The following is a 19867-nucleotide window of genomic DNA, read 5'->3' on the forward strand; positions in this document are numbered from 1 at the left end:
CGAGCCGGCTCCTCCGAGACTCGTGCCATGACAGCAGGAGTCAGCATCCGTACCGTCCACGACGTCGCCTCCATCGCGGCCGTGGCCGACCACTTCAGCGACGTCTGGCAGACGCCCCGCACCGCCCCGCCCTACCCGGCCGAGGTCCTGCACAGTCTGGTGCACGCCGGCGGCGCGGTGCACGCCGCGTACGACGGGCGGCGGCTCGCCGGCGCGTCCGTCGCCGTCCTCGGCGCCGACCGCGGCACGTACTCGCTGGTGGCCGCCGCCGACCGGGGGCTCGGACACGCCGTGAAGCTGGCCCAGCGCGACTGGGCCCTCGCCGTGGGCGCCCGCACCATGCGCTGGACCTTCGACCCGCTGGTCGGCCGCAACGCCCGCTTCAACCTGGTCAAGCTGGGCGCCACCGGCACGGAGTACCTGGTCGACTTCTACGGCCCGATGACCGACGGCGTGAACGACGGCGACGAGAGCGACCGGCTGACGGTGACCTGGGACCTGGGCGCGCCACCGGTGTCGTACGACGTCGAACCCCGTGGACCGGTCACCGTCACCGCCCCCGACGGCGACCCCCTCGCCCGCCGCGACGAGCGGCACATCTGGTGCCGGGTGCCGCAGGACGTCGTCAAGCTGCGCGCCGCCGACCCGGCGCTGGCGCTGCGCTGGCGGCACGCGGTCCGCGAGGTGCTGCTGACAGCGTTCGTGGAGGGGTTCCGGGCCACCGGGATGTCCCGCGACGGCTGGTACACGCTGACCCGGACGGAGGAGGCCGCGTGAAACTGGAGCGCGTCGAGATCGTGCACGTGGCGATCCCGCTGGTCACACCCTTCCGTACGTCCTTCGGGACGATGACGACGAAGGACACCTTCCTCCTCCACGTCGTCACCGACTCCGCCGAGGGCTGGTCGGAGTTCGCCGCCGACCCCGAGCCGCTGTACTGCTCGGAGTTCGTCGCCGGCGCCGAGATCGTGCTGCGCGACTTCCTGATCCCGCGCGTGGCGGCGCTGGGGGAGGTCACGGCCGCCGCCCTCGCCCCGGCCATGGCGAAGATCAAGGGCCACGAGCTGGCGAAGGCCGCCCTGGAGACGGCTCTGCTGGACGCCGAGCTGCGCACGTACGGCATGCCGCTGGCCGTGTATCTCGGCGCGGTACGGGACCGGGTGCCGGCCGGGGTGTCGGTCGGCATCAAGGACTCGGTGCCGGAGCTGCTGGACGAGGTCGAGCGCTACCTCGCCGAGGGATACGTCCGTATCAAGCTGAAGATCGAGCCGGGCTGGGACGTGGAGCCGGTGCGGGCGGTCCGCGACCGCTTCGGCGAGGCGCTGCCCCTCCAGGTGGACGCCAACACCGCGTACACCCTGGCGGACGCCGAGCAGCTGCGGCGCCTGGACGAGTTCGGGCTGCTGCTGATCGAGGAGCCGCTGCAGGAGAACAACCTGCACGCCCACGCCCAGCTGCAGCAGCGCCTGCGCACCCCCGTCTGCCTGGACGAGTCCCTGCACCACGCCTCCGACACCGCCGCCGCGATCGCGATGGACGCCTGCCGGGTGGTGAACGTCAAGCCCGCCCGCGTCGGCGGCTACCTGGAGGCCCGCCGGGTCCACGACGTGGCGCACGCGCACGGAGTCCCGGTGTGGTGCGGCGGCATGCTGGAGACGGGCATCGGACGCGCCCCCAACCTCGCCCTGGCCGCCCTCCCCGGCTGCACGCTCCCCGGGGACACCTCCGCGTCCTCCCGCTACTTCGCCGAGGACATCACCGAGCCCTTCGTACTCCAGGACGGCCACCTGCCGGTCCCGACCGCTCCCGGAATCGGCATCGAGCCCCTTCCGGAGGCCCTGCGCCGCTTCACCCGGGGCCGACGAGACCTGTACGCGGCACAAGGCACAGCTGGTGGTCACGTTAGATTGATCCCGTGCTCTCACGTCTCACGCGTTCCCAGGCCGTAGCCGTCTGCGCCGTGCCCGTCGCGGCCCTGCTGGCCACGGCGGCGTTCGCGCCGCTGCCGTTCTCGGTGGCTCAGCCCGGGTTGACGGCGAACGTGCTCGGCGAGAACAAGGGCAGCCAGGTGATCACGGTCTCCGGCGCGCCGGTCCGGCGGACCAGCGGGCAGCTGCGGATGGTCACGATCGAGGCGACCGGTCCGGACGCCACGGTGACCCTCGGTGACGTGATCGGCAACTGGTTTCGCACCGACCGGGCCGTGATGCCCCGCGACGCGGTCTACCCGAGCGGCGAGAACGTCAAGGAGATCGAGCAGCACAACGAGGCGCAGATGAAGCAGTCCCAGGACGCGGCGACCCAGGCGGCGCTGAAGTACCTGGGGCTGAGCGCCGACAAGGTCGAGGTCACGCTGAAGCTCGCCGACGTGGGCGGGCCCAGCGCGGGCCTGCTGTTCACCCTGGGGATCATCGACAAGCTGCACGGCGACGGCAGCGGCGGCGACCTCACGGGTGGCCGCACCATCGCCGGTACGGGCACGATCGACGCCTCCGGCAAGGTCGGCGCGGTCGGCGGGGTGGCCCTGAAGACCCAGGCCGCCCGACGCGACGGCGCCACGATCTTCCTAATCCCCAAGGCCGAGTGCACCGACGCCAAGGCGGAACTGCCGAAGGGGCTGCGCCTGATCCCGGTCACCACGCTGAAGGGCGCCGTGGACTCCCTGGAGGCGCTCGAGAACGGCAAGGGGTCCGTGCCGAGTTGCTGAGCATCACGCACTGTCCCCGGCCGCCTGTTCCACCAGCGGGATGATCCGCAGCGGAACGGGGTTCTCCATGACGATCGCCGTGGAGGCGCGGACGATACCGTCGAAACCGACGACCCGGTCGATCACCCGCTGAAGATCGGCGTTGGAGCGGGCCACCAGACGGCACAGCATGTCGCCGCTGCCGGTGGTGGTCAGCAGCTCCAGCACCTCCGGCACGGTCGCCAAGTGGGCCCGGACATCGGGGCCTTGGCCCTGCCGGATCTGCAGCGTGGCGAAGGCCGTCACCGGGTAGCCGAGGGCCGCCGGATCCACCTGCGGACCGAATCCCCGGATGACCCCGTTCGACTGCAGCCGGTCCAGGCGTGCCTGCACCGTGCCCCGCGCGACCCCGAGCCGCCGGGACATCTCCAGCACGCCGATGCGCGGCTCCCGGGCGAGGAGCACGATGATCCGCCCGTCCAGATGATCGATCGCCACGGCACCTCCACGGATGGGCATCCTGTACAGAAAGACCGCCGACACGGCCGTATCACTGAACAGAATGCCCAGTGAACACGGAAACTATTGCGCACCTTGCAGGGCGGGTCCACGCTTCCGCTATGACGCAGACCACTCACCACACTCCCGACACCGCCCGGCAGGCCGACCCCTTCCCGGTCAAGGGAATGGACGCGGTCGTCTTCGCCGTGGGCAACGCCAAGCAGGCGGCGCACTACTACTCCACCGCCTTCGGCATGAAGCTGGTCGCCTACTCCGGACCGGAGAACGGCAGCCGCGAGACCGCCAGTTACGTGCTCGAGAACGGCTCCGCCCGCTTCGTGTTCACCTCGGTGATCAAGCCGACCAGCGCCTGGGGCCACTTCCTCGCCCAGCACGTGGCCGAGCACGGCGACGGCGTCATCGACCTGGCCATCGAGGTCCCGGACGCCCGCGCCGCGCACGCCTACGCCGTCGAGCACGGCGCCCGCTCGGTCGTCGAGCCGTACGAGGTGAAGGACGAGCACGGCACCGTCGTCCTCGCCGCGATCGCCACCTACGGCGAGACCCGCCACACCCTGGTCGACCGCTCCGGCTACGACGGCCCCTACCTGCCCGGTTACGTCGCCGCGAAGCCGATGGTCGAGCCGCCCGCCCAGCGCACCTTCCAGGCCATCGACCACTGCGTCGGCAACGTCGAACTCGGCAGGATGAACGAGTGGGTCGGGTTCTACAACAAGGTCATGGGCTTCACGAACATGAAGGAGTTCGTGGGCGACGACATCGCCACCGAGTACAGCGCGCTGATGTCGAAGGTCGTCGCGGACGGCACCCTGAAGGTCAAGTTCCCGATCAACGAGCCCGCGATCGCCAAGAAGAAGTCCCAGATCGACGAGTACCTGGAGTTCTACGGCGGCGCCGGCGTCCAGCACATCGCCCTGAACACCAACGACATCGTGCAGACCGTCCGCACCATGCGCGCGGCCGGCGTCGAGTTCCTCGACACCCCCGACTCGTACTACGACACCCTCGGCGAGTGGGTCGGTGACACGCGGGTGCCGATCGAGACCCTGCGCGAACTGAAGATCCTCGCCGACCGCGACGAGGACGGCTACCTGCTGCAGATCTTCACCAAGCCGGTCCAGGACAAGCCGACGGTCTTCTTCGAGATCATCGAGCGGCACGGCTCGATGGGCTTCGGCAAGGGCAACTTCAAGGCCCTGTTCGAGGCGATCGAGCGGGAGCAGGCCAAGCGCGGCAACCTCTAGGCACAGAGGCGGCCTCTAGGTATAGAACTCGTGCGGCCGTTCCTCAGGCAGCAGCACCCCGCCCGCGACGGCACCGCAGGCCGGCGCGGTCACCAGCACCCGGCGCAGCCGCCGCCGGGCGCGGCGCCGGCGGCCCGGTGGGCGGGGACGGACCCGGCACGCACACCCGGCTGTCCATGGCGCTCACTGTGCGTCGGTACGACGAGGCGGTCCGGGCGGACCGAGCGGAGCACGGACGGGTTCACACCGATGGCCGTGAGTGCGAACCTAAGATCATGAGCCGTATCGAAGCGCCCCGCTCCGAAGACGCCGTGGCAACGAGCAACCTCACCGACCGGCTCCTGGCCGGCCTGCCCGCCGAGGCCGTCCTGACCGACCCCGATGTCACCGCCTCCTACGCCAACGACATGGCGAGCTTCTGCCCGGCCGGCACCCCGGCCGTGGTCGTCCTGCCGCGCACCGTCGAACAGGTCCAGCACGTCATGCGCACCGCCACCGAACTGCGCGTCCCGGTGGTCCCGCAGGGCGCCCGCAGCGGCCTGTCCGGCGCCGCCAACGCCACCGACGGCTGCATCGTGCTGTCCCTCACCAAGATGGACCGCATCCTGGAGATCAGCCCCGTCGACCGGATCGCCGTGGTCGAACCCGGCGTGATCAACGCGGCCCTGTCCCGCGCGGTCGAGGAACACGGCCTGTACTACCCGCCGGACCCCTCCAGCTGGGAGATGTGCACCATCGGCGGCAACATCGGCACCGGGTCCGGCGGCCTGTGCTGCGTGAAGTACGGGGTCACGGCCGAGTACGTCCTCGGCCTGGACGTGGTGCTGGCCGACGGCCGCCTGATGTCCACCGGCCGCCGCACCGCGAAGGGCGTCGCCGGCTACGACCTCACCCGCCTCTTCGTCGGCTCCGAGGGCTCGCTCGGCATCGTCGTACGGGCCGTGCTCGCGCTGAAGCCCAAGCCGCCGCAGCAGTTGGTGCTGGCCGCCGAGTTCCCCTCCGCGGCCGCCGCCTGCGACGCCGTCTGCCGGATCATGAAGGGCGGTCACGTCCCGTCCCTCCTCGAACTGATGGACCGTACGACCGTCAAGGCGGTCAACGACCTGGCCCACATGGGCCTCCCGGAGACCACCGAGGCGCTGCTGCTGGCCGCCTTCGACACCCCGGACCCGGCCGCCGACCTCGCCGCCGTCGGCGCGCTGTGCGAGGCCGCCGGTGCCACCGAGGTGGTCCCGGCCGAGGACGCGGCCGAGTCCGAGATGCTGCTCAAGGCCCGGCGGCTCTCGCTGACCGCGCTGGAGGCGGTCAAGGGCACGACGATGATCGACGACGTGTGCGTACCCCGCTCGCAGCTCGGTGCGATGCTGGAGGGCGTCGAGCGGATCGCCGCGAAGTACGGCCTGACCATCGGCGTCTGCGCCCACGCCGGCGACGGCAACACCCACCCCACCGTCTGCTTCGACGCCCAGGACGTGGACGAGTCCCGGCGGGCCCGCGAGTCCTTCGACGAGATCATGGCCCTCGGCCTGGAGCTCGGCGGCACGATCACCGGCGAACACGGCGTCGGTGTGCTGAAGAAGGAGTGGCTGGCCCGGGAGATCGGCCCGGTCGGGGTCGAGATGCAGCGGGCCGTGAAGCAGGCCTTCGACCCGCTGAACATCCTCAACCCGGGCAAGGTCCTCTGAGCCCTCGGTACGGCCCCTCACCGGGCGAGCAGCTGGTCGAGCGCGTCGTCGATGCCCAGCTGCCCACCCTCCGTCCCCGGGGGCACGGCCCGCAACGTCCGCTCCAGCCAGGCCGACACCTGCGGGACCGGCGCCTCCAGCAGCGCGTCCCCGTCCGGCGAGCTCAGCGCCATCAGCACGACGCTGCGCCCCTGCACCTTCGTCGGCCACACCCGCACGTCCCCCTGCCCGCACGGCCGGAACACGCCCTCCACCAGCAGCTCGCGGGCGAACGTCCAGTCGACCGGGGACTCGGAGTTGATGTGGAAGGTGATGTGGACGGCGTACGGATCGTCGGAGCGGTAGCTCAGCCGGGCCGGCACCGGGATGCCGCGCTCCGGCGACAGGATGAGCCTCAACTCCAGCTCCCGCTCCACCACGTTGTGATGCATGACCTGCGTGTCCTTTCTGTTCGGGGCCGCTCGGAACGGGCCCGCACCGGGGGAGAGGGAGCAGGGGTCGGGCCATTACGCGGGTTCGGGGAAATTTTTTTCACGGACGTGTGAGAGCGGGGTACGGCATTGCCCGGAAAGGGGTGGGTCCTGCGGGACTGGCGCTGCGGGCTGCCGCGGTCTGATAGATGTGGAGGCCCCCATCCCACCCCCGAGCAGATACGGGACGACGGACATGAGCGCCCCAACCCCGGCCCCAGGTGACGACAGGCCACGCGAGGGCTACTACCCGGACCCGTCCATCCCCGGATACGTCCGGTACTGGAACGGCGCCTCCTGGGTGCCCGGCACCAGCCGCCCGGCGCCGAAGGACGGCGAACCGCTCGTCCCGCCGCCCGGTGTCCGCGCCGCGCCCTCGGCAGTGGAGGAGACGGGCCCCCACTTCTTCGACGAGGACCCGCAGCCGGCGCCCGCCGGCCAGGACGGCCCCGGCACATGGGCGCCGGGCGGCCAGAGCGGGCCCAATGCCTGGGGCGCCGACGGCCGCAGCGGTGCGGGACACGCCGGGTACGGCGAACAGGGCACGGCGGGGCAGGCAGGCGCGGGCGGCCAGGGTGCCGGTCAGTCCGGTGCCGGTGGCCACGGCGCCGGCGACGGGCGGACCGCCTGGGGTGCCGACCCGAGGGTGCCCGCGGAGGGCCCGGCCCGGCCGGCGGGCCAGGCCGGCCGCCCCGACGGCGGGCCTGGGGAGGGCGACGACCAGAACCCGGGCGGCACCTTCCTCTTCCGCCGGCCGGTCCCGGGGCCCGCGGCCGTCCAGGACGACGGCACGATGACGTTCCGCCCGGTACCCGGGCAGGGCCGGCGGGGCGCGCAGCCCGCGTCCGGCTCTCAGACCTCCGGCGCGGAAGCCGGGGCGGGCTCCGGCTTCGGACCGCACGGCGCGGCCCAGGGCCCCGGCTTCGCCGCGCCCGCGTCCGGCTCGCCGGCGGCAGCCTCCGGTGAGCCCGGGGCGGGCGCGGGCGGCCATGACGCGGGTGCGCCCGGTGGCTTCGGGCCGCAGGGGCCCGTCGGCGCTCCCACCCCGCCCTCCGCCGCATCCCCCGCGAACCCCGCTGCCGCTTCCCCGGCCGCAGGCCCGGGCTTCGGTGCCGGCAAGGCCGCCGCCGCCCGCGCCGCCGCGCAGGCACCGCAGGCCCAGCCCGCACAGCCCGCCGAGGCGGCCGTGGCGTCCTCGGTGCCGGCGCAGGCCGGTGCCCCGGTCACCCCGGTGACCAGCGGGCCCGGTGGTGGTCAGGCGTCCTGGGCGCAGCAGGTGCACCAGCTGGCCGGTGGCGGGGACGAGCAGCCGGTGGCGCCGTGGAAGCCGCCGGTGGAGGACCCGTTCCAGGCGGCCGCGCGCCGCCAGGCCGCCGCCCGTCCCGCCGGACTCGGGAAGCGGTTCGCCGCCCGGCTGATCGACACCGTGGTCGTGGGCGCCGTGACGGCGGTCGCCGCCGTACCGCTCGGCACCAAGGCCGTCGACCACGTCCAGCAGAAGATCGACGCGGCCAGACTCTCCGGCCGCGAGGTCACCGTCTGGCTGCTCGACGGCACGACCGCCACCAGCCTCGGCATCGTGCTCGCCGTCCTGCTGGTCGCCGGCGTCGGGTACGAGGTGCTGCCGACCGCCAAATGGGGCCGCACCCTCGGCAAGAAGCTGCTCGGTCTGGAGGTCCGGGACATCGAGGCGCACGAGCCGCCGACCTTCGGCCCGGCGCTGCGCCGCTGGCTGGTCTACAGCGTGCCCGGCCTGCTCGGCATCGGGATCCTGGGCGTGCTGTGGTGCCTGTTCGACCGGCCCTGGCACCAGTGCTGGCACGACAAGGCGGCGCACACCTTCGTCGCGGGCTGAGCGCGGGGCACGGCCGTACCCCGTACGGCCGTCCGCCGGATGCGGAGCCGGGGCGTTCGCGGTCCACTCGGGCCATGAGCAGCGAACCGCCCCCCGGCTCCGGAGAGCAGCCCCCCGAGGACGACCCGTTCAGGAAGCGGCCCCCGTCGGACCAGGGGTCGGGCTCGCCGTACGACACTCCGTCCGGCGGCGCCGAGCAGCCCCCGCCGCCCGGTGGCGGGCAGCCCCCGGGCGGCGGTCAGCCACCCCCGTACGGGAGCGGCGAGCCACCGCCGCCGTACGGCAACCAGCCACCGCCCCCGTACGGCGGAGAACAGCCCCCTCCCTACGGCGGCGGACCCCATGGAGGCGGCCCCTACGACACCGGCCCCTACGGCGCCGGCGGTTATCCCGCCGACCCGCTCGCCGGTATGCCCCCGCTCGCCGACAGCGGCAGACGGACCCTCGCGCGGATCATCGACATGATCCTCGTCGGCATCGTCGTCTGGCTGCTCACCTGGGCGTTCGGAGTGCGCGAGTACCAGGTCAACGGCGATCACGCCGAGGTCGGCAAGTCCGTGGGCCAGTCCTTCATCGCGGCCGTGCTGTACGTCGCGTACGACACGTTCATGATGACCAAGTACGGCCAGACGCTCGGCAAGAAGTGGTTCAACATGCGGGTGGCGAACCTGGACGACGGCGCCACCCCCTCGGTGCAGACCAACCTGATCCGCGCCCTGGTGCTGTGGGTGCCGTTCGCCTTCTGCTGTGCCTGCATCTGGACGGCGATCTGCGGCGGCTGGAGCTACTTCGACAAGCCCTACAAGCAGGGGCTGCACGACAAGGCGGCCAAGACGGTGGTGGTCAGCACCGGTTGAGCCAAGCGGTAGGGGTGCCCATACGAAAGCGGCGGGTCCGTGGGATCACGGGCCCGCCGCTTGCGTGTGCGCACAGTTCACAGGGCCGTGGAGACCGGCTGCTCCTGAGGTGCGGGCGCGGCGGATCCGGCCGGTGTCTCGGCCGGTATCTCGGTCGTACGGACCTTCGGCAGCGGCACCGTCATCGCCACGAGCAGCCCGAGGGCCAGCGCCGCGAGGGCGATGACGGTGACCCCGAGGCCCGAGCTCGTCTGGGACAGCAGCAGCATGGCGAGCGTCGAGAAGATCACGGTGCACGAACCGTAAACGAGCTGTGCGGCAGTCGGACGAGGCATGGCAATCGTGTCCTCGGAAGTCTTCGGCGGATTCTTCGGGGTGTCGGGGGCGTGCCATTCGACTCTCTTCGCGTGCATGCCCGAGCCGGACACCTGGTAAGCGTGACCTAACCCACGGTACCGGTGCACGGGGGGCGCACGGAGTCATGGGGTGGAGTCATAGGACGCGAGCAGGTTCGCAAAGCGAACGTCAGCTGCACCTAGTGGATTTGGCCGCAACAAGTCAAGACCTGTTTTTTCTTCTAAACCTCTAGTCAAATGACGTCACTTGACATGCGCAGAACAGGCGCAGGGGAGGAACTCAAGTGACCAGCAGATCCTGGACGTTCAGAGCGGCCGCGATCGGTGTGAGCCTCGCGGCGGCCTCCGCGACGTTCGCCACCTTCGCCGTCGCGGAGGCGAGCACCCAGACCCGGTCGGCGGCCGTCAACCGGCACGACCCGGCCCCGGTGCGGCAGCGGGCACACGACCTCGACGGCCCGCTCAGCAAGACCCAGGAGGCCCGGCGCCGGGAGGCGCTGAACCAGCTCATATCGGGGAAGGCCAAGGCGCAGGAGCGGGGCGGCTCCAAGGTCGTGGCGCTCAAGAGCCGCAAGGGCAAGAGGAAGTACGTCGAGCTGAGCCGCGAGAAGACCGACAAGATCTTCACGATCCTGGTGGAGTTCGGGGACAAGACCGACCCCAAGTACGGCGGCACCGCGGGTCCGCTGCACAACTCCATCGCCGCGCCGGACCGCAAGAAGGACAACTCCACGGCGTGGCAGAAGGACTACGACCAGAAGCACTACCGGGACCTCTACTTCGGCACCGGCAAGAAGACCGAGTCGCTGAAGAAGTACTACGAGAAGCAGTCCTCGGGCCGCTACTCGGTCTCCGGTGAGGTCACGGACTGGGTCAAGGTCCCCTACAACGAGGCCCGTTACGGCAACAACGCCTGCGGCCAGACCAACTGCCCGAGCGTGTGGAACGTGGTCAGCGACGGCCTGAACGCCTGGGTCGCGCAAGCGAAGGCGGCCGGCCGGACCGACGCCGACATCAAGAAGGACCTCGCCCAGTACGACCAGTGGGACCGCTACGACCACGACGGCGACGGCAACTTCAACGAGCCCGACGGCTACGTCGACCACTTCCAGATCGTGCACGCCGGTGAGGACGAGTCCGCGGGCGGCGGCGCCCAGGGCACCGACGCGATCTGGGCCCACCGCTGGTACGCCTTCGGCACCGACGCGGGCGCGAGCGGCCCCGCCGGCAACAAGCTCGGCGGCGCCCAGGTCGGCAACACCGGCGTCTGGGTCGGCGACTACACCATCCAGCCGGAGAACGGCGGCCTCGGCGTCTTCGCCCACGAGTACGGCCACGACCTCGGCCTGCCCGACGAGTACGACACCGCCGGCGGCGACAACTCCACCGGTTTCTGGACCCTGATGTCCTCCGGCTCCTGGCTGGGCACCGGCAAGGAGTCCATCGGAGACCTGCCGGGCGACATGAACGCCTGGGACAAGCTGCAGCTCGGCTGGCTCAACTACGACACCGCCAAGGCCGGTGCGCAGTCCACGCACAAGCTGGGCGTCGCCGAGTACAACACCTGGGACAAGCAGGCCCTCGTGGTCACCCTGCCGGACAAGGCGGTCACCACCACGATCACCCAGCCCGCCGAGGGTTCGACCCAGTGGTGGAGCGGCAGCGGCAACGGCCTGAAGAACACGCTGACCCGGTCCGTGGACCTGACCGGCAGGTCCTCGGCGAAGCTGGACCTGGACGGCTGGTGGGCCGTCGAGGACGGCTACGACTACCTGTACGCCGAGGTGTCGACCGACGGCGGCGCCAACTGGACCGCGCTGGACGGCACGGCGGACGGCCGGGCCATCCCGCGTGACGGCAGCGGCAACCCGGCGCTCACCGGCTTCTCGCTCAGCCACAAGAAGCTGTCGTACTCGCTCGACGCCTACGCGGGCGAGAAGATCGGCCTGCGCTTCCGTTACGCCACCGACGGCGGTGTCGCGGAGAACGGCTTCACGGCCGACGCGATCACCGTGACCGCCGACGGCGCCGCGGTCTTCTCGGACAACGCGGAGTCCGTGGATGCCGGTTGGACCGCGAACGGCTTCTCGCGGATCGGCGCGTCCTTCACCAAGGACTACGAGCAGTACTACATCGCCGAGAACCGGCAGTACGTGTCGTACGACAAGACCCTCGAGGCCGGCCCGTACAACTTCGGCTTCTCGACGACCCGTCCGGACTGGGTGGAGCACTACCCGTACCAGAACGGCCTGTTGATCTGGAAGTGGGACACCTCCCAGGCGGACGACAACACCAACAGCACCAACGGCCACCCGGGTACCGGTCTGATCCTGCCGATCGACTCGCACCCGAAGGCGCTGAGGTGGACCGACGGCACGCTGATGCGCAACCGCATGCAGGCGTACGACTCCCCGTTCAGCCTGTACGGCACGGACGGCTTCACGCTGCACAAGGCGGACGTCGCGACGGTGATCAAGGCGTCGAAGGGGGTGCCGGTCTTCAACGACCACACCAGCACCTACTACGACCCGGCGAACCCCACCGGTGGCGTGAAGGTCACTGACACCAACACCAAGATCGCGATCGTCAAGGAGGGCAAGGGCGGCTCGACAATCTTGCTCAAGGTCGGTCCCGCGGTGAAGTAGCCCGCATCTTCGCAGGTCAGACGCGTATCGGCGGCAACCCCTTGGCGGGTTGCCGCCGATCGTGTTTAGGTGCGTCCTGTGGACCGCTTATTGACACCGACCGAAACGGGGATGTGACCGCATGGCCGCTGGAGGCTTCTGCAAGCTGCCGAACGGCACGGTCGTGGTGGCGCTGAACCTGCCCTACGGCTCCGCCGGGGTGCGGGTACTGGTGCACGCCCAGAACCGGGCCCGGGCCCTGACCAGGCTCCGCAACCTGGGGTTCCGCGCGATCTACCTCCGGGGGAACACGGCGCCTCCGACACCGGACGAGATCACGGCCGTGCTGCACCACCCGGACGGCCTGATATGGCGCACGGCCCCCACGGACAACGGTGTCATCGTGAACGAGCTGTGGCATCCCATCCGGGCGCTGCTTCGCAGGTCGGCGGTGGTGCAGTAGGTCCGGGACGGCGGGGGCGCGTGGTCGGGTGCGGGTCCGTTGCGGCTGGTCGCGCCCACGCGGCGAAGCCGCATATCGATACAGCCCCGCGCCCCTTTGGGCCGGCTGCTCTAACCGCTTACTACCGGCTTGCCGGTGAGTTCCACGCCCGCCTCCCGCAGCTCCTCCAACGCCCTCTCCGTCGTCTCCGGAGCCACCCCCGCCGTGAGGTCCAGCAGGACCTGCGTGCGGAAGCCCTCCCTCGCGGCGTCCAGGGCGGTGGCGCGTACGCAGTGGTCCGTGGCTATGCCGACCACGTCGACCTCGTCGATGTGGCGGGTGCGGAGCCAGTCGGCCAAAGACGTGCCGTTCTCCTCCTTGCCCTCGAAGCCGCTGTAGGCCGCCGAGTACTCCCCCTTGGAGAAGACCGCGTCGACCGCGCCGGAGGCGACGGCGGGGGCGAAGTTGGGGTGGAAGCCCACCCCCTCCGTGCCCGCGACACAGTGCGCGGGCCAGGAGTGGACGAAGTCGGGGTTGTCGGCGAAGTGGCCGCCGGGCGCGATGTGGTGGTCCCGGGTGGCGACCACATGGCGGTAGCCCGAGCCCGCCGCCTGGCCGATCAGCTCGGTGATCGCGGCGGCCACGTCCGCGCCGCCCGTCACCGCGAGGCTGCCCCCCTCGCAGAAGTCGTTCTGCACATCTACGACGATCAAGGCGCGGCGCATGGTGGGTGTCCTTCGACTGAGGGTTAAGTAACTGAGCCTAGAGACTTACGGGCGCGTAGGGGAGGGGGCGTGGGCGGGGCGGACGGCGGTCCCGCTTTAGCTACCCGAGCGCCCTTGGACGTACTCCGTCGGAAGGACGGGTTCCCCTCGGGAGAGCTGGGTCGCCGAGAGGGGGAGGTTCGCGCGCGCGGCGATGTGGCGCTCGCGCGGCACGTCCAGGGGTTCCCGGGCGACGACGGCACCGCCCTTGATCAGCTCCACCAGGAGCTGGCGGTCGGTGAGCTCCGCCGGCACCGTCCCGGTGCCCACGATCTCGGCCTCCGCCACCCCGTCCTCGTCCAGCCGGCGCGCCGCCCACTTGCGGCCCCCGAGGGAGGTCTTGCCGCCGCTGGACTTCTTCGCGACCGGCACCAGCGGCGCCTTCGGGTCGCCGGACTCGGCGCGGGCGACCAGCTTGTAGACCATGGAGCAGGTCGGGTGCCCGGAGCCGGTGACCAGCTGGGTGCCGACGCCGTACGCGTCCACCGGGGCGGCGGCCAGGGAGGCGATCGCGTACTCGTCCAGGTCGGACGTCACGACGATCTTGGTGTTCCGCGCTCCCAGCTCGTCCAGCTGCTGCCGCACCCGGTGCGCCACGAGCAGCAGGTCGCCGGAGTCGATGCGGACCGCGCCCAGCTCGGGGCCGGCCACCTCCACCGCCGTACGGACGGCCTCGGCGACGTCGTAGGTGTCCACGAGCAGCGTGGTGCTCCGGCCGAGGGTGGCGACCTGGGCCTGGAAGGCGTCCCGCTCGCGGTCGTGGAGCAGGGTGAAGGCGTGGGCCGAGGTGCCGACCGTCGGGATGCCGTAGCGGAAGCCGGCCGCGAGGTCGGAGGTGGTCGCGAAGCCGCCGACGTACGCGGCGCGCGCGGCGGCGACCGCCGCCAGCTCATGGGTGCGGCGGGCGCCCATCTCGATCAACGGGCGCTCCCCGGCGGCCGAGGCCATCCGGGAGGCCGCCGCGGCGATCGCGGAGTCGTGGTTGAGGATGGAGAGGATCACCGTCTCCAGCAGCACGCACTCGGCGAAGGTGCCCTCCACGCGCATGATCGGCGAGCCGGGGAAGTAGACCTCGCCCTCGGGGTAGCCCCAGATGTCCCCGCTGAAGCGGTAGTCGGCGAGCCACTTCAGGGTGTTCTCGTCGACGATCTTCCGCTCGCGCAGGAAGCCCAGGACATCCGGGTCGAAGCGGAAGTTCTCCACCGCGTCCAGGACACGCCCGGTGCCCGCCACCACGCCATAACGGCGCCCGTCCGGCAGCCGCCGGGTGAAGACCTCGAACACGCTCCGCCGTTCGGCCGTACCGGCCTTGAGGGCGGCCTGCAGCATCGTCAGCTCGTACTGGTCCGTGAAGAGCGCCGTCGAGGGGACATCCACCGGCAGCCCAAGGTCCGCTGTGTTCATGGCAACCGATCCTACTCCCTTCTCGTCGGTGTGACGATTTCCGGCCGCGTGGCAGCATGGGCAATGTGACGTCACCCGCGCCCCTAGAGATCGAACGCACAGAATCGGCGGAGGAGGTCTTCGCCGTACCCGAGCCCGACGTCCCCTGGGTCACGATCGTGCACAACGACCCGGTCAACCTCATGAGCTATGTGACGTACGTCTTCCAGTCGTACTTCGGGTACTCGAAGGACAAAGCCACCAAGCTCATGCTCGACGTCCACCACAAGGGCCGGGCGGTCGTCTCCAGCGGGACTCGCGAGGAGATGGAGCGCGACGTGCAGGCGATGCACGGCTACGGTCTGTGGGCCACCCTGCAGCAGGACCGGAAGTAGCGAACCCATTTACATGCCCGGACATTTCGAACCGCTCCCCGGCGGCGGCGCGGCCGTCGCGCTCGACGACGTCGAGATCTCCATCATCCGGTCGCTGGCCGTCCAGCTTCTGGAGCTCATCGGCCCCGGGCCGGGCGACGAGGCCCCGGCGGACCCGCTCGCCGAACTGTTCGCGGAGGGCCCGAGCGAGCCGCCCGCCGATCCGGTGCTCAGAAGGCTCTTCCCGGACGCCTACAGCGACCCGGAGCAGGCCCCGGACTCCCCCGCCGAGGCCGAGGAGCGGCAGGCCCACTCCGCCGAGTTCCGCCGCTACACCGAGAACGACCTGCGCGCCGGCAAGCGCGAGAACGCGCTCGCGGTGATCCGCGCCCTGGACGCGCTCGCCCCGGTGGACGAGGGCGGGGCGGTGCTGAAGCTCGCGCCGCAGGAGTCCCGGCAGTGGCTCGGCGCGCTCAACGACCTGCGGCTCGCGATCGGCACCCGGCTGGAGATCATCGACGAGGACGACACCGACCTGCTCTACCGGCTCCCGGACGAGGACCCGCGCAAGCCGATGGTGATGGCCTATCTGTGGCTCGGCGGGCTCCAGGAGACCCTGGTCAACACACTTATGGCGTAATCCGGGGCATTTACGGTGCGCGGACGGTGCACAAGTGTTCGCTCAGCGGACGCTCAAATCCGGATAACGATCCCGTCACCGTTGCGGCCTGGTTTGCCGCATTCGGGCGCTCTTTGTGCCCTTTTCCCTGTGCGATACGCCACATCGCGCCCCTGTGATCAATATTGCGGCCGTGATAAATCTTCACGACCGCCCGGCCGACACCACCCATGTCCGGTCGGGTGCGCCACCGAGCCGACGACCGTCGGCCAGGCAACAGCTCCAGCAATCCGGGGGGATCGAAACCCGATCCGAGGCCGACGAAAGGTCCGGATCGGCATGGAGAAAGGCGCACCACACATGACCTCAGCGCAGGTCGACCAGCATCGCGACGGCAAGGACGCCGCGCCGGCCGACGGCGAGAGCGGCGAGGGATACCAGCGCGGGCTCGGGTCCCGGCAGATCCAGATGATCGCCATCGGCGGTGCCATCGGCACCGGCCTGTTCCTCGGCGCGGGCAAGGGCATTTCCAAGGCCGGTCCCAGTCTCATCCTGGCCTACGCCGTCGCGGGCCTCGTCATCTTCCTGATCATGCGGGCACTCGGCGAGCTGCTGATGTACCGCCCGGTGTCGGGTTCGTTCTCGGAGTACGCGCGCGAGTTCATCGGCCCCTTCGCGGGCTTCGTCACCGGCTGGACGTACTGGCTGTTCTGGGTGGTCACCGGCATCACCGAGGTCACGGCGGCGGCCGCCTACATGACGTACTGGTTCGACATCCCGCAGTGGGTCTCGGCGCTGATCTTCACGATCGTGCTGTACGGCGCCAACCTGATCTCCGTGAAGCTCTTCGGTGAGCTGGAGTTCTGGTTCTCCATGGTCAAGGTCACCGCGATCATCGGCATGATCCTGATCTGCGCCGGCATCCTGACGATCGGCTTCTCCGACGCGGGCGACACCGCGTCCGTCAGCCACCTGTGGAACGACGGCGGCTTCTTCCCGCACGGTGTCGGCAACACGCTGATGACCCTGCAGATGGTCATGTTCGCCTTCCTCGCCGTCGAGCTGGTCGGTGTCACCGCGGGCGAGTCCAAGGACCCCAAGACGGTGCTGCCCAAGGCGATCAACACCGTGCCGTGGCGTATCGCCGTCTTCTACGTCGGCGCGCTGATCATGATCCTGTCGGTCGTGCCGTGGACCAACTTCCACCCGGGTGTGAGCCCGTTCGTGGCCGCCTTCCAGAAGATGGGCCTGGCCGCCGGCGCCGGCATCGTGAACTTCGTCGTCCTCACGGCCGCGCTGTCCTCCTGCAACTCCGGTATGTACTCCACCGGCCGCATGCTGCGTGACCTGGCGCTCAACAGCCAGGGCCCGAAGTTCTTCACCAAGCTGACGCGCAGCGGTACCCCGCTGGTCGGCACGACGTTCTCCGCCGCGCTGATGCTGGTCGGCGTCTGGATCAACTACCAGTGGCCGGGCAAGGCGTTCGACTACGTGGTGTCCTTCGCGACCATCTCCGGCATGTGGGCCTGGATCGTCATCCTGGTCTGCCAGATCCGCTACCGGGCGAAGGCGAACCGCGGGCTGCTGCCGCGGAGCGAGTTCCGCGCGCCGGGCGCGCCGTACACGTCCGTGTTCGCGCTGCTGTTCATCCTGATGGTGATCGTGCTCATGGGCATCGACAAGGACGCCCGGGTCTCGCTTTACTGTGCTCCGCTGTGGGCCGCGATCCTCGGCGTCTCCTACTGGGTGCTCAAGCGCCGCAACCCGGAGGCCGCGGCCTTCCGCAAGCGCTGACGACCATCCCCCGAAGGGACGTCCAGCCACACGGGGCTCTCGTGGTGCCCCGCTGCGGCTGCCGCTCAGGACGTCCGGCATATGGGCCGTTCCGTACCAGCCATCGGTACGGAACGGCCCTTCTGCTTATCCTGACGGACATGCTGACCATCACCCAGGCCCTCTACGACCAGATCGTCGCCCACGCCCGCAAGGACCACCCCGACGAGGCGTGCGGCGTCGTCGCGGGGCCGGCGGGCGTGGACCGCCCCGAGCGCTTCATCCCCATGCTGAACGCGGCGATGTCGCCCACCTTCTACGAGTTCGACTCGGGCGACCTGCTCAAGCTCTACCGCGAGCTGGACGACCGCGACGAGGACCCGGTGGTCATCTACCACTCCCACACCGCCACCGAGGCCTACCCCTCGCGCACCGACATCTCCTACGCCAACGAACCCGGCGCCCACTACGTCCTGGTCTCCACCGCCGACACCGACGGCCTCGGCGAGTTCCAGTTCCGCTCCTTCCGGATCGTGGACGGCGAGGTCACGGAGGAGGAGGTCGAGGTCGTAGAGGCCTACTGAGCTCCTCCGATCTCGCACTGCGGATGAAATCTGTCCGGCATACGGAATCACACTCCGGGACCCGGACCGGGAATCGATACGATGAGCCCATGGTTCTTCTCGACGTGAGCGACAAGGCGCAGGAGCCCTTTTGGGCGTTGCTGCTCGTGGCGCGGCTGCACGTCGACCTGTGCAGGCTGAACAGCGCCATCTGTTGATCCACCCCGCTGCCGACGTCCGGCCGTGAGGCCGTGGCGCTCCCCCAGTGCTGAACGCCTGGGGGGATCCCCAGCCGCCCCGCGCGCCTGACCGAACCGACGACACCTTCCGACAGGAGCCCTGAGCCATGGCCATCGAGGTCCGCATCCCGACCATCCTCCGCACGTACACGGACGGCCAGAAGGCGGTGGAGGGCAGCGGGAACACCCTCGCCGAGCTCTTCGCCGACCTCGAGACCCGGCACGCGGGCATCCAGGCCCGCATCGTGGACGAGGGCAAGCTGCGCCGCTTCGTCAACGTGTACCTGAACGACGAGGACGTCCGCTTCATCGACGGCATCGACACCAAGCTGTCCGACGGCGACACCGTGACGATCCTGCCGGCCGTCGCCGGCGGCATGCGCTGATCGGTCGCTGAGCAGCGATGCGCTACGACTCCCCGCTGGCTGCGGTGGGCAACACCCCTCTGGTGCGCCTGCCGCGGCTCTCGCCGTCCCCCGAGGTCCGCATCTGGGCCAAGCTGGAGGACCGCAACCCCACCGGCTCGGTCAAGGACCGTCCCGCGCTGCACATGATCGAGCAGGCGGAGAAGGACGGCCGGCTCACCCCGGGCTGCACCATCCTGGAGCCCACCTCCGGCAACACCGGCATCTCCCTCGCCATGGCGGCCAAGCTCAAGGGCTACCGCATGGTGTGCGTGATGCCGGAGAACACCTCGCAGGAGCGCCGGGACCTGCTCGGCATGTGGGGCGCCGAGATCATCTCCTCCCCGGCCGCGGGCGGCTCCAACACCGCCGTACGCGTGGCCAAGGAGCTGGCCGCCGAGCACCCCGACTGGGTGATGCTGTACCAGTACGGCAATCCGGACAACGCCGGCGCCCACTACGCCACCACCGGCCCGGAGATCCTGGCGGACCTGCCGTCGATCACCCACTTCGTGGCCGGCCTCGGTACCACCGGCACCCTGATGGGCGTCGGCCGCTATCTGCGCGAGCACAAGCCGGGCGTGCAGATCGTCGCCGCCGAACCGCGCTACGACGACCTGGTGTACGGCCTGCGCAACCTCGACGAGGGCTTCGTGCCCGAGCTGTACGACGCCTCGGTCCTCACCAGTCGCTTCTCGGTCGGCTCGGCCGACGCGGTCACCCGCACCCGCGAACTGCTGCAGCAGGAGGGCATCTTCGCGGGCGTCTCGACGGGCGCGGCCCTGCACGCGGCGATCGGTGTCGGGAAGAAGGCGGTCACGGCGGGGGAGTCCGCCGACATCGTCTTCATCGTGGCCGACGGCGGCTGGAAGTACCTGTCCACCGGCGTCTACACGGCGGCCACCACCGAGGAGGCCATCGAGACGCTGCAGGGCCAGCTCTGGGCGTAGTTTCTGCCGAGGTTCCTGCCAAGTGCGCCCCAGCCCCCTCCTATGAGGGGGCTAAGT

The 19867-nt window shown here is 70.3% G+C and carries 21 protein-coding genes; 16 read left to right on the forward strand and 5 right to left on the reverse strand.

Annotation, left to right across the window (positions count from 1 at the left end; genetic code table 11):
- Positions 1–27: 27 nt before the first annotated feature.
- From AB0M27_RS08675 to AB0M27_RS08685, 3 genes are read left to right on the forward strand one after another with little or no spacing between them, the layout of a single operon-like run.
- Positions 28–777 (forward strand): chorismate synthase, encoded by a 750-nt coding sequence (locus AB0M27_RS08675; protein ID WP_365719369.1) that lies wholly within the window; start codon positions 28–30, stop codon positions 775–777.
- The gene (gene menC, locus AB0M27_RS08680) at positions 774–1949 is read left to right on the forward strand and encodes an o-succinylbenzoate synthase (protein ID WP_365719371.1); all 1176 of its coding nucleotides are present in this window, start codon (positions 774–776) and stop codon (positions 1947–1949) included. The genes AB0M27_RS08675 and menC overlap by 4 nt, the downstream gene beginning before the upstream one ends.
- Positions 1916–2707 carry a S16 family serine protease gene (locus AB0M27_RS08685; protein WP_365719373.1) on the forward strand — a complete coding sequence of 264 codons (792 nt, stop codon included), beginning with the start codon at positions 1916–1918 and terminating at the stop codon, positions 2705–2707. Before menC ends, AB0M27_RS08685 begins: the two co-directional genes overlap by 34 nt.
- 3 nt (positions 2708–2710) lie before the next feature.
- Here AB0M27_RS08685 and AB0M27_RS08690 read toward each other — a convergent pair whose 3' ends face one another.
- The gene (locus tag AB0M27_RS08690) at positions 2711–3184 is read right to left on the reverse strand and encodes an Lrp/AsnC family transcriptional regulator (RefSeq protein WP_365719375.1); all 474 of its coding nucleotides are present in this window, start codon (positions 3182–3184) and stop codon (positions 2711–2713) included.
- A 122-nt stretch (positions 3185–3306) separates the two neighbouring features.
- On the opposite strand from AB0M27_RS08690, the gene hppD reads away from it, so the two are divergent.
- Both hppD and AB0M27_RS08700 read left to right on the forward strand, forming a co-directional pair.
- Entirely contained in the window at positions 3307–4452 is a 1146-nt protein-coding gene (gene hppD / locus AB0M27_RS08695) for a 4-hydroxyphenylpyruvate dioxygenase (RefSeq protein WP_365719377.1), read from the forward strand.
- Between the two features lie 275 nt (positions 4453–4727).
- The gene (locus AB0M27_RS08700) at positions 4728–6137 is read left to right on the forward strand and encodes an FAD-linked oxidase C-terminal domain-containing protein (protein ID WP_365719379.1); all 1410 of its coding nucleotides are present in this window, start codon (positions 4728–4730) and stop codon (positions 6135–6137) included.
- 17 nt (positions 6138–6154) lie between these two features.
- On the opposite strand, the gene AB0M27_RS08705 is transcribed toward AB0M27_RS08700, so the two are convergent.
- Positions 6155–6568 (reverse strand): SsgA family sporulation/cell division regulator, encoded by a 414-nt coding sequence (locus tag AB0M27_RS08705; protein ID WP_365719381.1) that lies wholly within the window; start codon positions 6566–6568, stop codon positions 6155–6157.
- A 235-nt stretch (positions 6569–6803) separates the two neighbouring features.
- Here AB0M27_RS08705 and AB0M27_RS08710 point away from each other — a divergent pair, with 235 nt between their 5' ends.
- On the forward strand, positions 6804–8462 hold the full coding sequence (locus AB0M27_RS08710; protein ID WP_365719383.1) for an RDD family protein: 1659 nt from the start codon (positions 6804–6806) through the stop codon (positions 8460–8462).
- Positions 8463–8536: 74 nt separating this feature from the next.
- On the forward strand, positions 8537–9319 hold the full coding sequence (locus AB0M27_RS08715; protein ID WP_365719385.1) for an RDD family protein: 783 nt from the start codon (positions 8537–8539) through the stop codon (positions 9317–9319).
- Between the two features lie 77 nt (positions 9320–9396).
- On the opposite strand, the gene AB0M27_RS08720 is transcribed toward AB0M27_RS08715, so the two are convergent.
- Positions 9397–9654, reverse strand: coding sequence for a hypothetical protein (locus tag AB0M27_RS08720; RefSeq protein WP_365719387.1), 258 nt, complete (start codon positions 9652–9654; stop codon positions 9397–9399).
- 305 nt (positions 9655–9959) lie between these two features.
- Here AB0M27_RS08720 and AB0M27_RS08725 point away from each other — a divergent pair, with 305 nt between their 5' ends.
- On the forward strand, positions 9960–12320 hold the full coding sequence (locus AB0M27_RS08725) for an immune inhibitor A domain-containing protein (RefSeq protein ID WP_365719389.1): 2361 nt from the start codon (positions 9960–9962) through the stop codon (positions 12318–12320).
- Positions 12321–12441: 121 nt separating this feature from the next.
- Positions 12442–12762 (forward strand): hypothetical protein, encoded by a 321-nt coding sequence (locus tag AB0M27_RS08730; RefSeq protein ID WP_365719391.1) that lies wholly within the window; start codon positions 12442–12444, stop codon positions 12760–12762.
- Between the two features lie 110 nt (positions 12763–12872).
- On the opposite strand, the gene AB0M27_RS08735 is transcribed toward AB0M27_RS08730, so the two are convergent.
- Together AB0M27_RS08735 and AB0M27_RS08740 are read right to left on the reverse strand one after the other, a co-directional pair.
- Positions 12873–13466, reverse strand: coding sequence for a nicotinamidase (locus AB0M27_RS08735; RefSeq protein ID WP_365719393.1), 594 nt, complete (start codon positions 13464–13466; stop codon positions 12873–12875).
- Positions 13467–13562: 96 nt separating this feature from the next.
- Positions 13563–14909 carry a nicotinate phosphoribosyltransferase gene (locus AB0M27_RS08740; RefSeq protein WP_365719395.1) on the reverse strand — a complete coding sequence of 449 codons (1347 nt, stop codon included), beginning with the start codon at positions 14907–14909 and terminating at the stop codon, positions 13563–13565.
- A gap of 56 nt (positions 14910–14965) precedes the next feature.
- Here AB0M27_RS08740 and clpS point away from each other — a divergent pair, with 56 nt between their 5' ends.
- From clpS to AB0M27_RS08775, 7 genes are all read left to right on the forward strand, one after another.
- Entirely contained in the window at positions 14966–15283 is a 318-nt protein-coding gene (gene clpS, locus AB0M27_RS08745; protein WP_351809912.1) for an ATP-dependent Clp protease adapter ClpS, read from the forward strand.
- A gap of 13 nt (positions 15284–15296) precedes the next feature.
- Positions 15297–15902, forward strand: a complete 606-nt coding sequence (locus AB0M27_RS08750; RefSeq protein WP_365719397.1) for a DUF2017 domain-containing protein — start codon at positions 15297–15299, stop codon at positions 15900–15902.
- A gap of 339 nt (positions 15903–16241) precedes the next feature.
- Positions 16242–17675, forward strand: a complete 1434-nt coding sequence (locus AB0M27_RS08755; protein WP_365719399.1) for an amino acid permease — start codon at positions 16242–16244, stop codon at positions 17673–17675.
- Between the two features lie 140 nt (positions 17676–17815).
- Positions 17816–18238, forward strand: coding sequence for a M67 family metallopeptidase (locus tag AB0M27_RS08760; protein WP_365719401.1), 423 nt, complete (start codon positions 17816–17818; stop codon positions 18236–18238).
- 89 nt (positions 18239–18327) lie between these two features.
- Positions 18328–18435: a putative leader peptide gene (locus AB0M27_RS08765; protein ID WP_365719403.1), complete on the forward strand. Its 108-nt coding sequence runs from the start codon at positions 18328–18330 to the stop codon at positions 18433–18435.
- A 128-nt stretch (positions 18436–18563) separates the two neighbouring features.
- The gene (locus AB0M27_RS08770; RefSeq protein ID WP_055708394.1) at positions 18564–18842 is read left to right on the forward strand and encodes a MoaD/ThiS family protein; all 279 of its coding nucleotides are present in this window, start codon (positions 18564–18566) and stop codon (positions 18840–18842) included.
- Between the two features lie 17 nt (positions 18843–18859).
- Positions 18860–19810, forward strand: coding sequence for a cysteine synthase (locus AB0M27_RS08775; RefSeq protein WP_365719405.1), 951 nt, complete (start codon positions 18860–18862; stop codon positions 19808–19810).
- Positions 19811–19867: the final 57 nt, after the last annotated feature.

Source organism: Streptomyces sp. NPDC052107 (assembly GCF_040680215.1).
GTDB lineage: Bacteria > Actinomycetota > Actinomycetes > Streptomycetales > Streptomycetaceae > Streptomyces.

What these genes read in the sequence shown, in the direction of transcription:
- AB0M27_RS08760 (WP_365719401.1), top strand. Translation starts at nt 17,816, where the DNA reads ATGCTGACCATCACCCAGGCCCTCTACGACCAGATCGTCGCCCACGCC.
- AB0M27_RS08700 (WP_365719379.1), top strand. Translation starts at nt 4,728, where the DNA reads ATGAGCCGTATCGAAGCGCCCCGCTCCGAAGACGCCGTGGCAACGAGC.
- AB0M27_RS08750 (WP_365719397.1), top strand. Translation starts at nt 15,297, where the DNA reads ATGCCCGGACATTTCGAACCGCTCCCCGGCGGCGGCGCGGCCGTCGCG.
- AB0M27_RS08705 (WP_365719381.1), bottom strand. Translation starts at nt 6,568, where the DNA reads ATGCATCACAACGTGGTGGAGCGGGAGCTGGAGTTGAGGCTCATCCTG.
- clpS (WP_351809912.1), top strand. Translation starts at nt 14,966, where the DNA reads ATGGGCAATGTGACGTCACCCGCGCCCCTAGAGATCGAACGCACAGAA.
- AB0M27_RS08770 (WP_055708394.1), top strand. Translation starts at nt 18,564, where the DNA reads ATGGCCATCGAGGTCCGCATCCCGACCATCCTCCGCACGTACACGGAC.
- AB0M27_RS08740 (WP_365719395.1), bottom strand. Translation starts at nt 14,909, where the DNA reads ATGAACACAGCGGACCTTGGGCTGCCGGTGGATGTCCCCTCGACGGCG.
- AB0M27_RS08715 (WP_365719385.1), top strand. Translation starts at nt 8,537, where the DNA reads ATGAGCAGCGAACCGCCCCCCGGCTCCGGAGAGCAGCCCCCCGAGGAC.
- AB0M27_RS08710 (WP_365719383.1), top strand. Translation starts at nt 6,804, where the DNA reads ATGAGCGCCCCAACCCCGGCCCCAGGTGACGACAGGCCACGCGAGGGC.
- hppD (WP_365719377.1), top strand. Translation starts at nt 3,307, where the DNA reads ATGACGCAGACCACTCACCACACTCCCGACACCGCCCGGCAGGCCGAC.
- AB0M27_RS08765 (WP_365719403.1), top strand. Translation starts at nt 18,328, where the DNA reads ATGGTTCTTCTCGACGTGAGCGACAAGGCGCAGGAGCCCTTTTGGGCG.
- AB0M27_RS08730 (WP_365719391.1), top strand. Translation starts at nt 12,442, where the DNA reads ATGGCCGCTGGAGGCTTCTGCAAGCTGCCGAACGGCACGGTCGTGGTG.
- AB0M27_RS08755 (WP_365719399.1), top strand. Translation starts at nt 16,242, where the DNA reads ATGACCTCAGCGCAGGTCGACCAGCATCGCGACGGCAAGGACGCCGCG.
- AB0M27_RS08720 (WP_365719387.1), bottom strand. Translation starts at nt 9,654, where the DNA reads ATGCCTCGTCCGACTGCCGCACAGCTCGTTTACGGTTCGTGCACCGTG.
- AB0M27_RS08675 (WP_365719369.1), top strand. Translation starts at nt 28, where the DNA reads ATGACAGCAGGAGTCAGCATCCGTACCGTCCACGACGTCGCCTCCATC.
- AB0M27_RS08735 (WP_365719393.1), bottom strand. Translation starts at nt 13,466, where the DNA reads ATGCGCCGCGCCTTGATCGTCGTAGATGTGCAGAACGACTTCTGCGAG.
- AB0M27_RS08775 (WP_365719405.1), top strand. Translation starts at nt 18,860, where the DNA reads ATGCGCTACGACTCCCCGCTGGCTGCGGTGGGCAACACCCCTCTGGTG.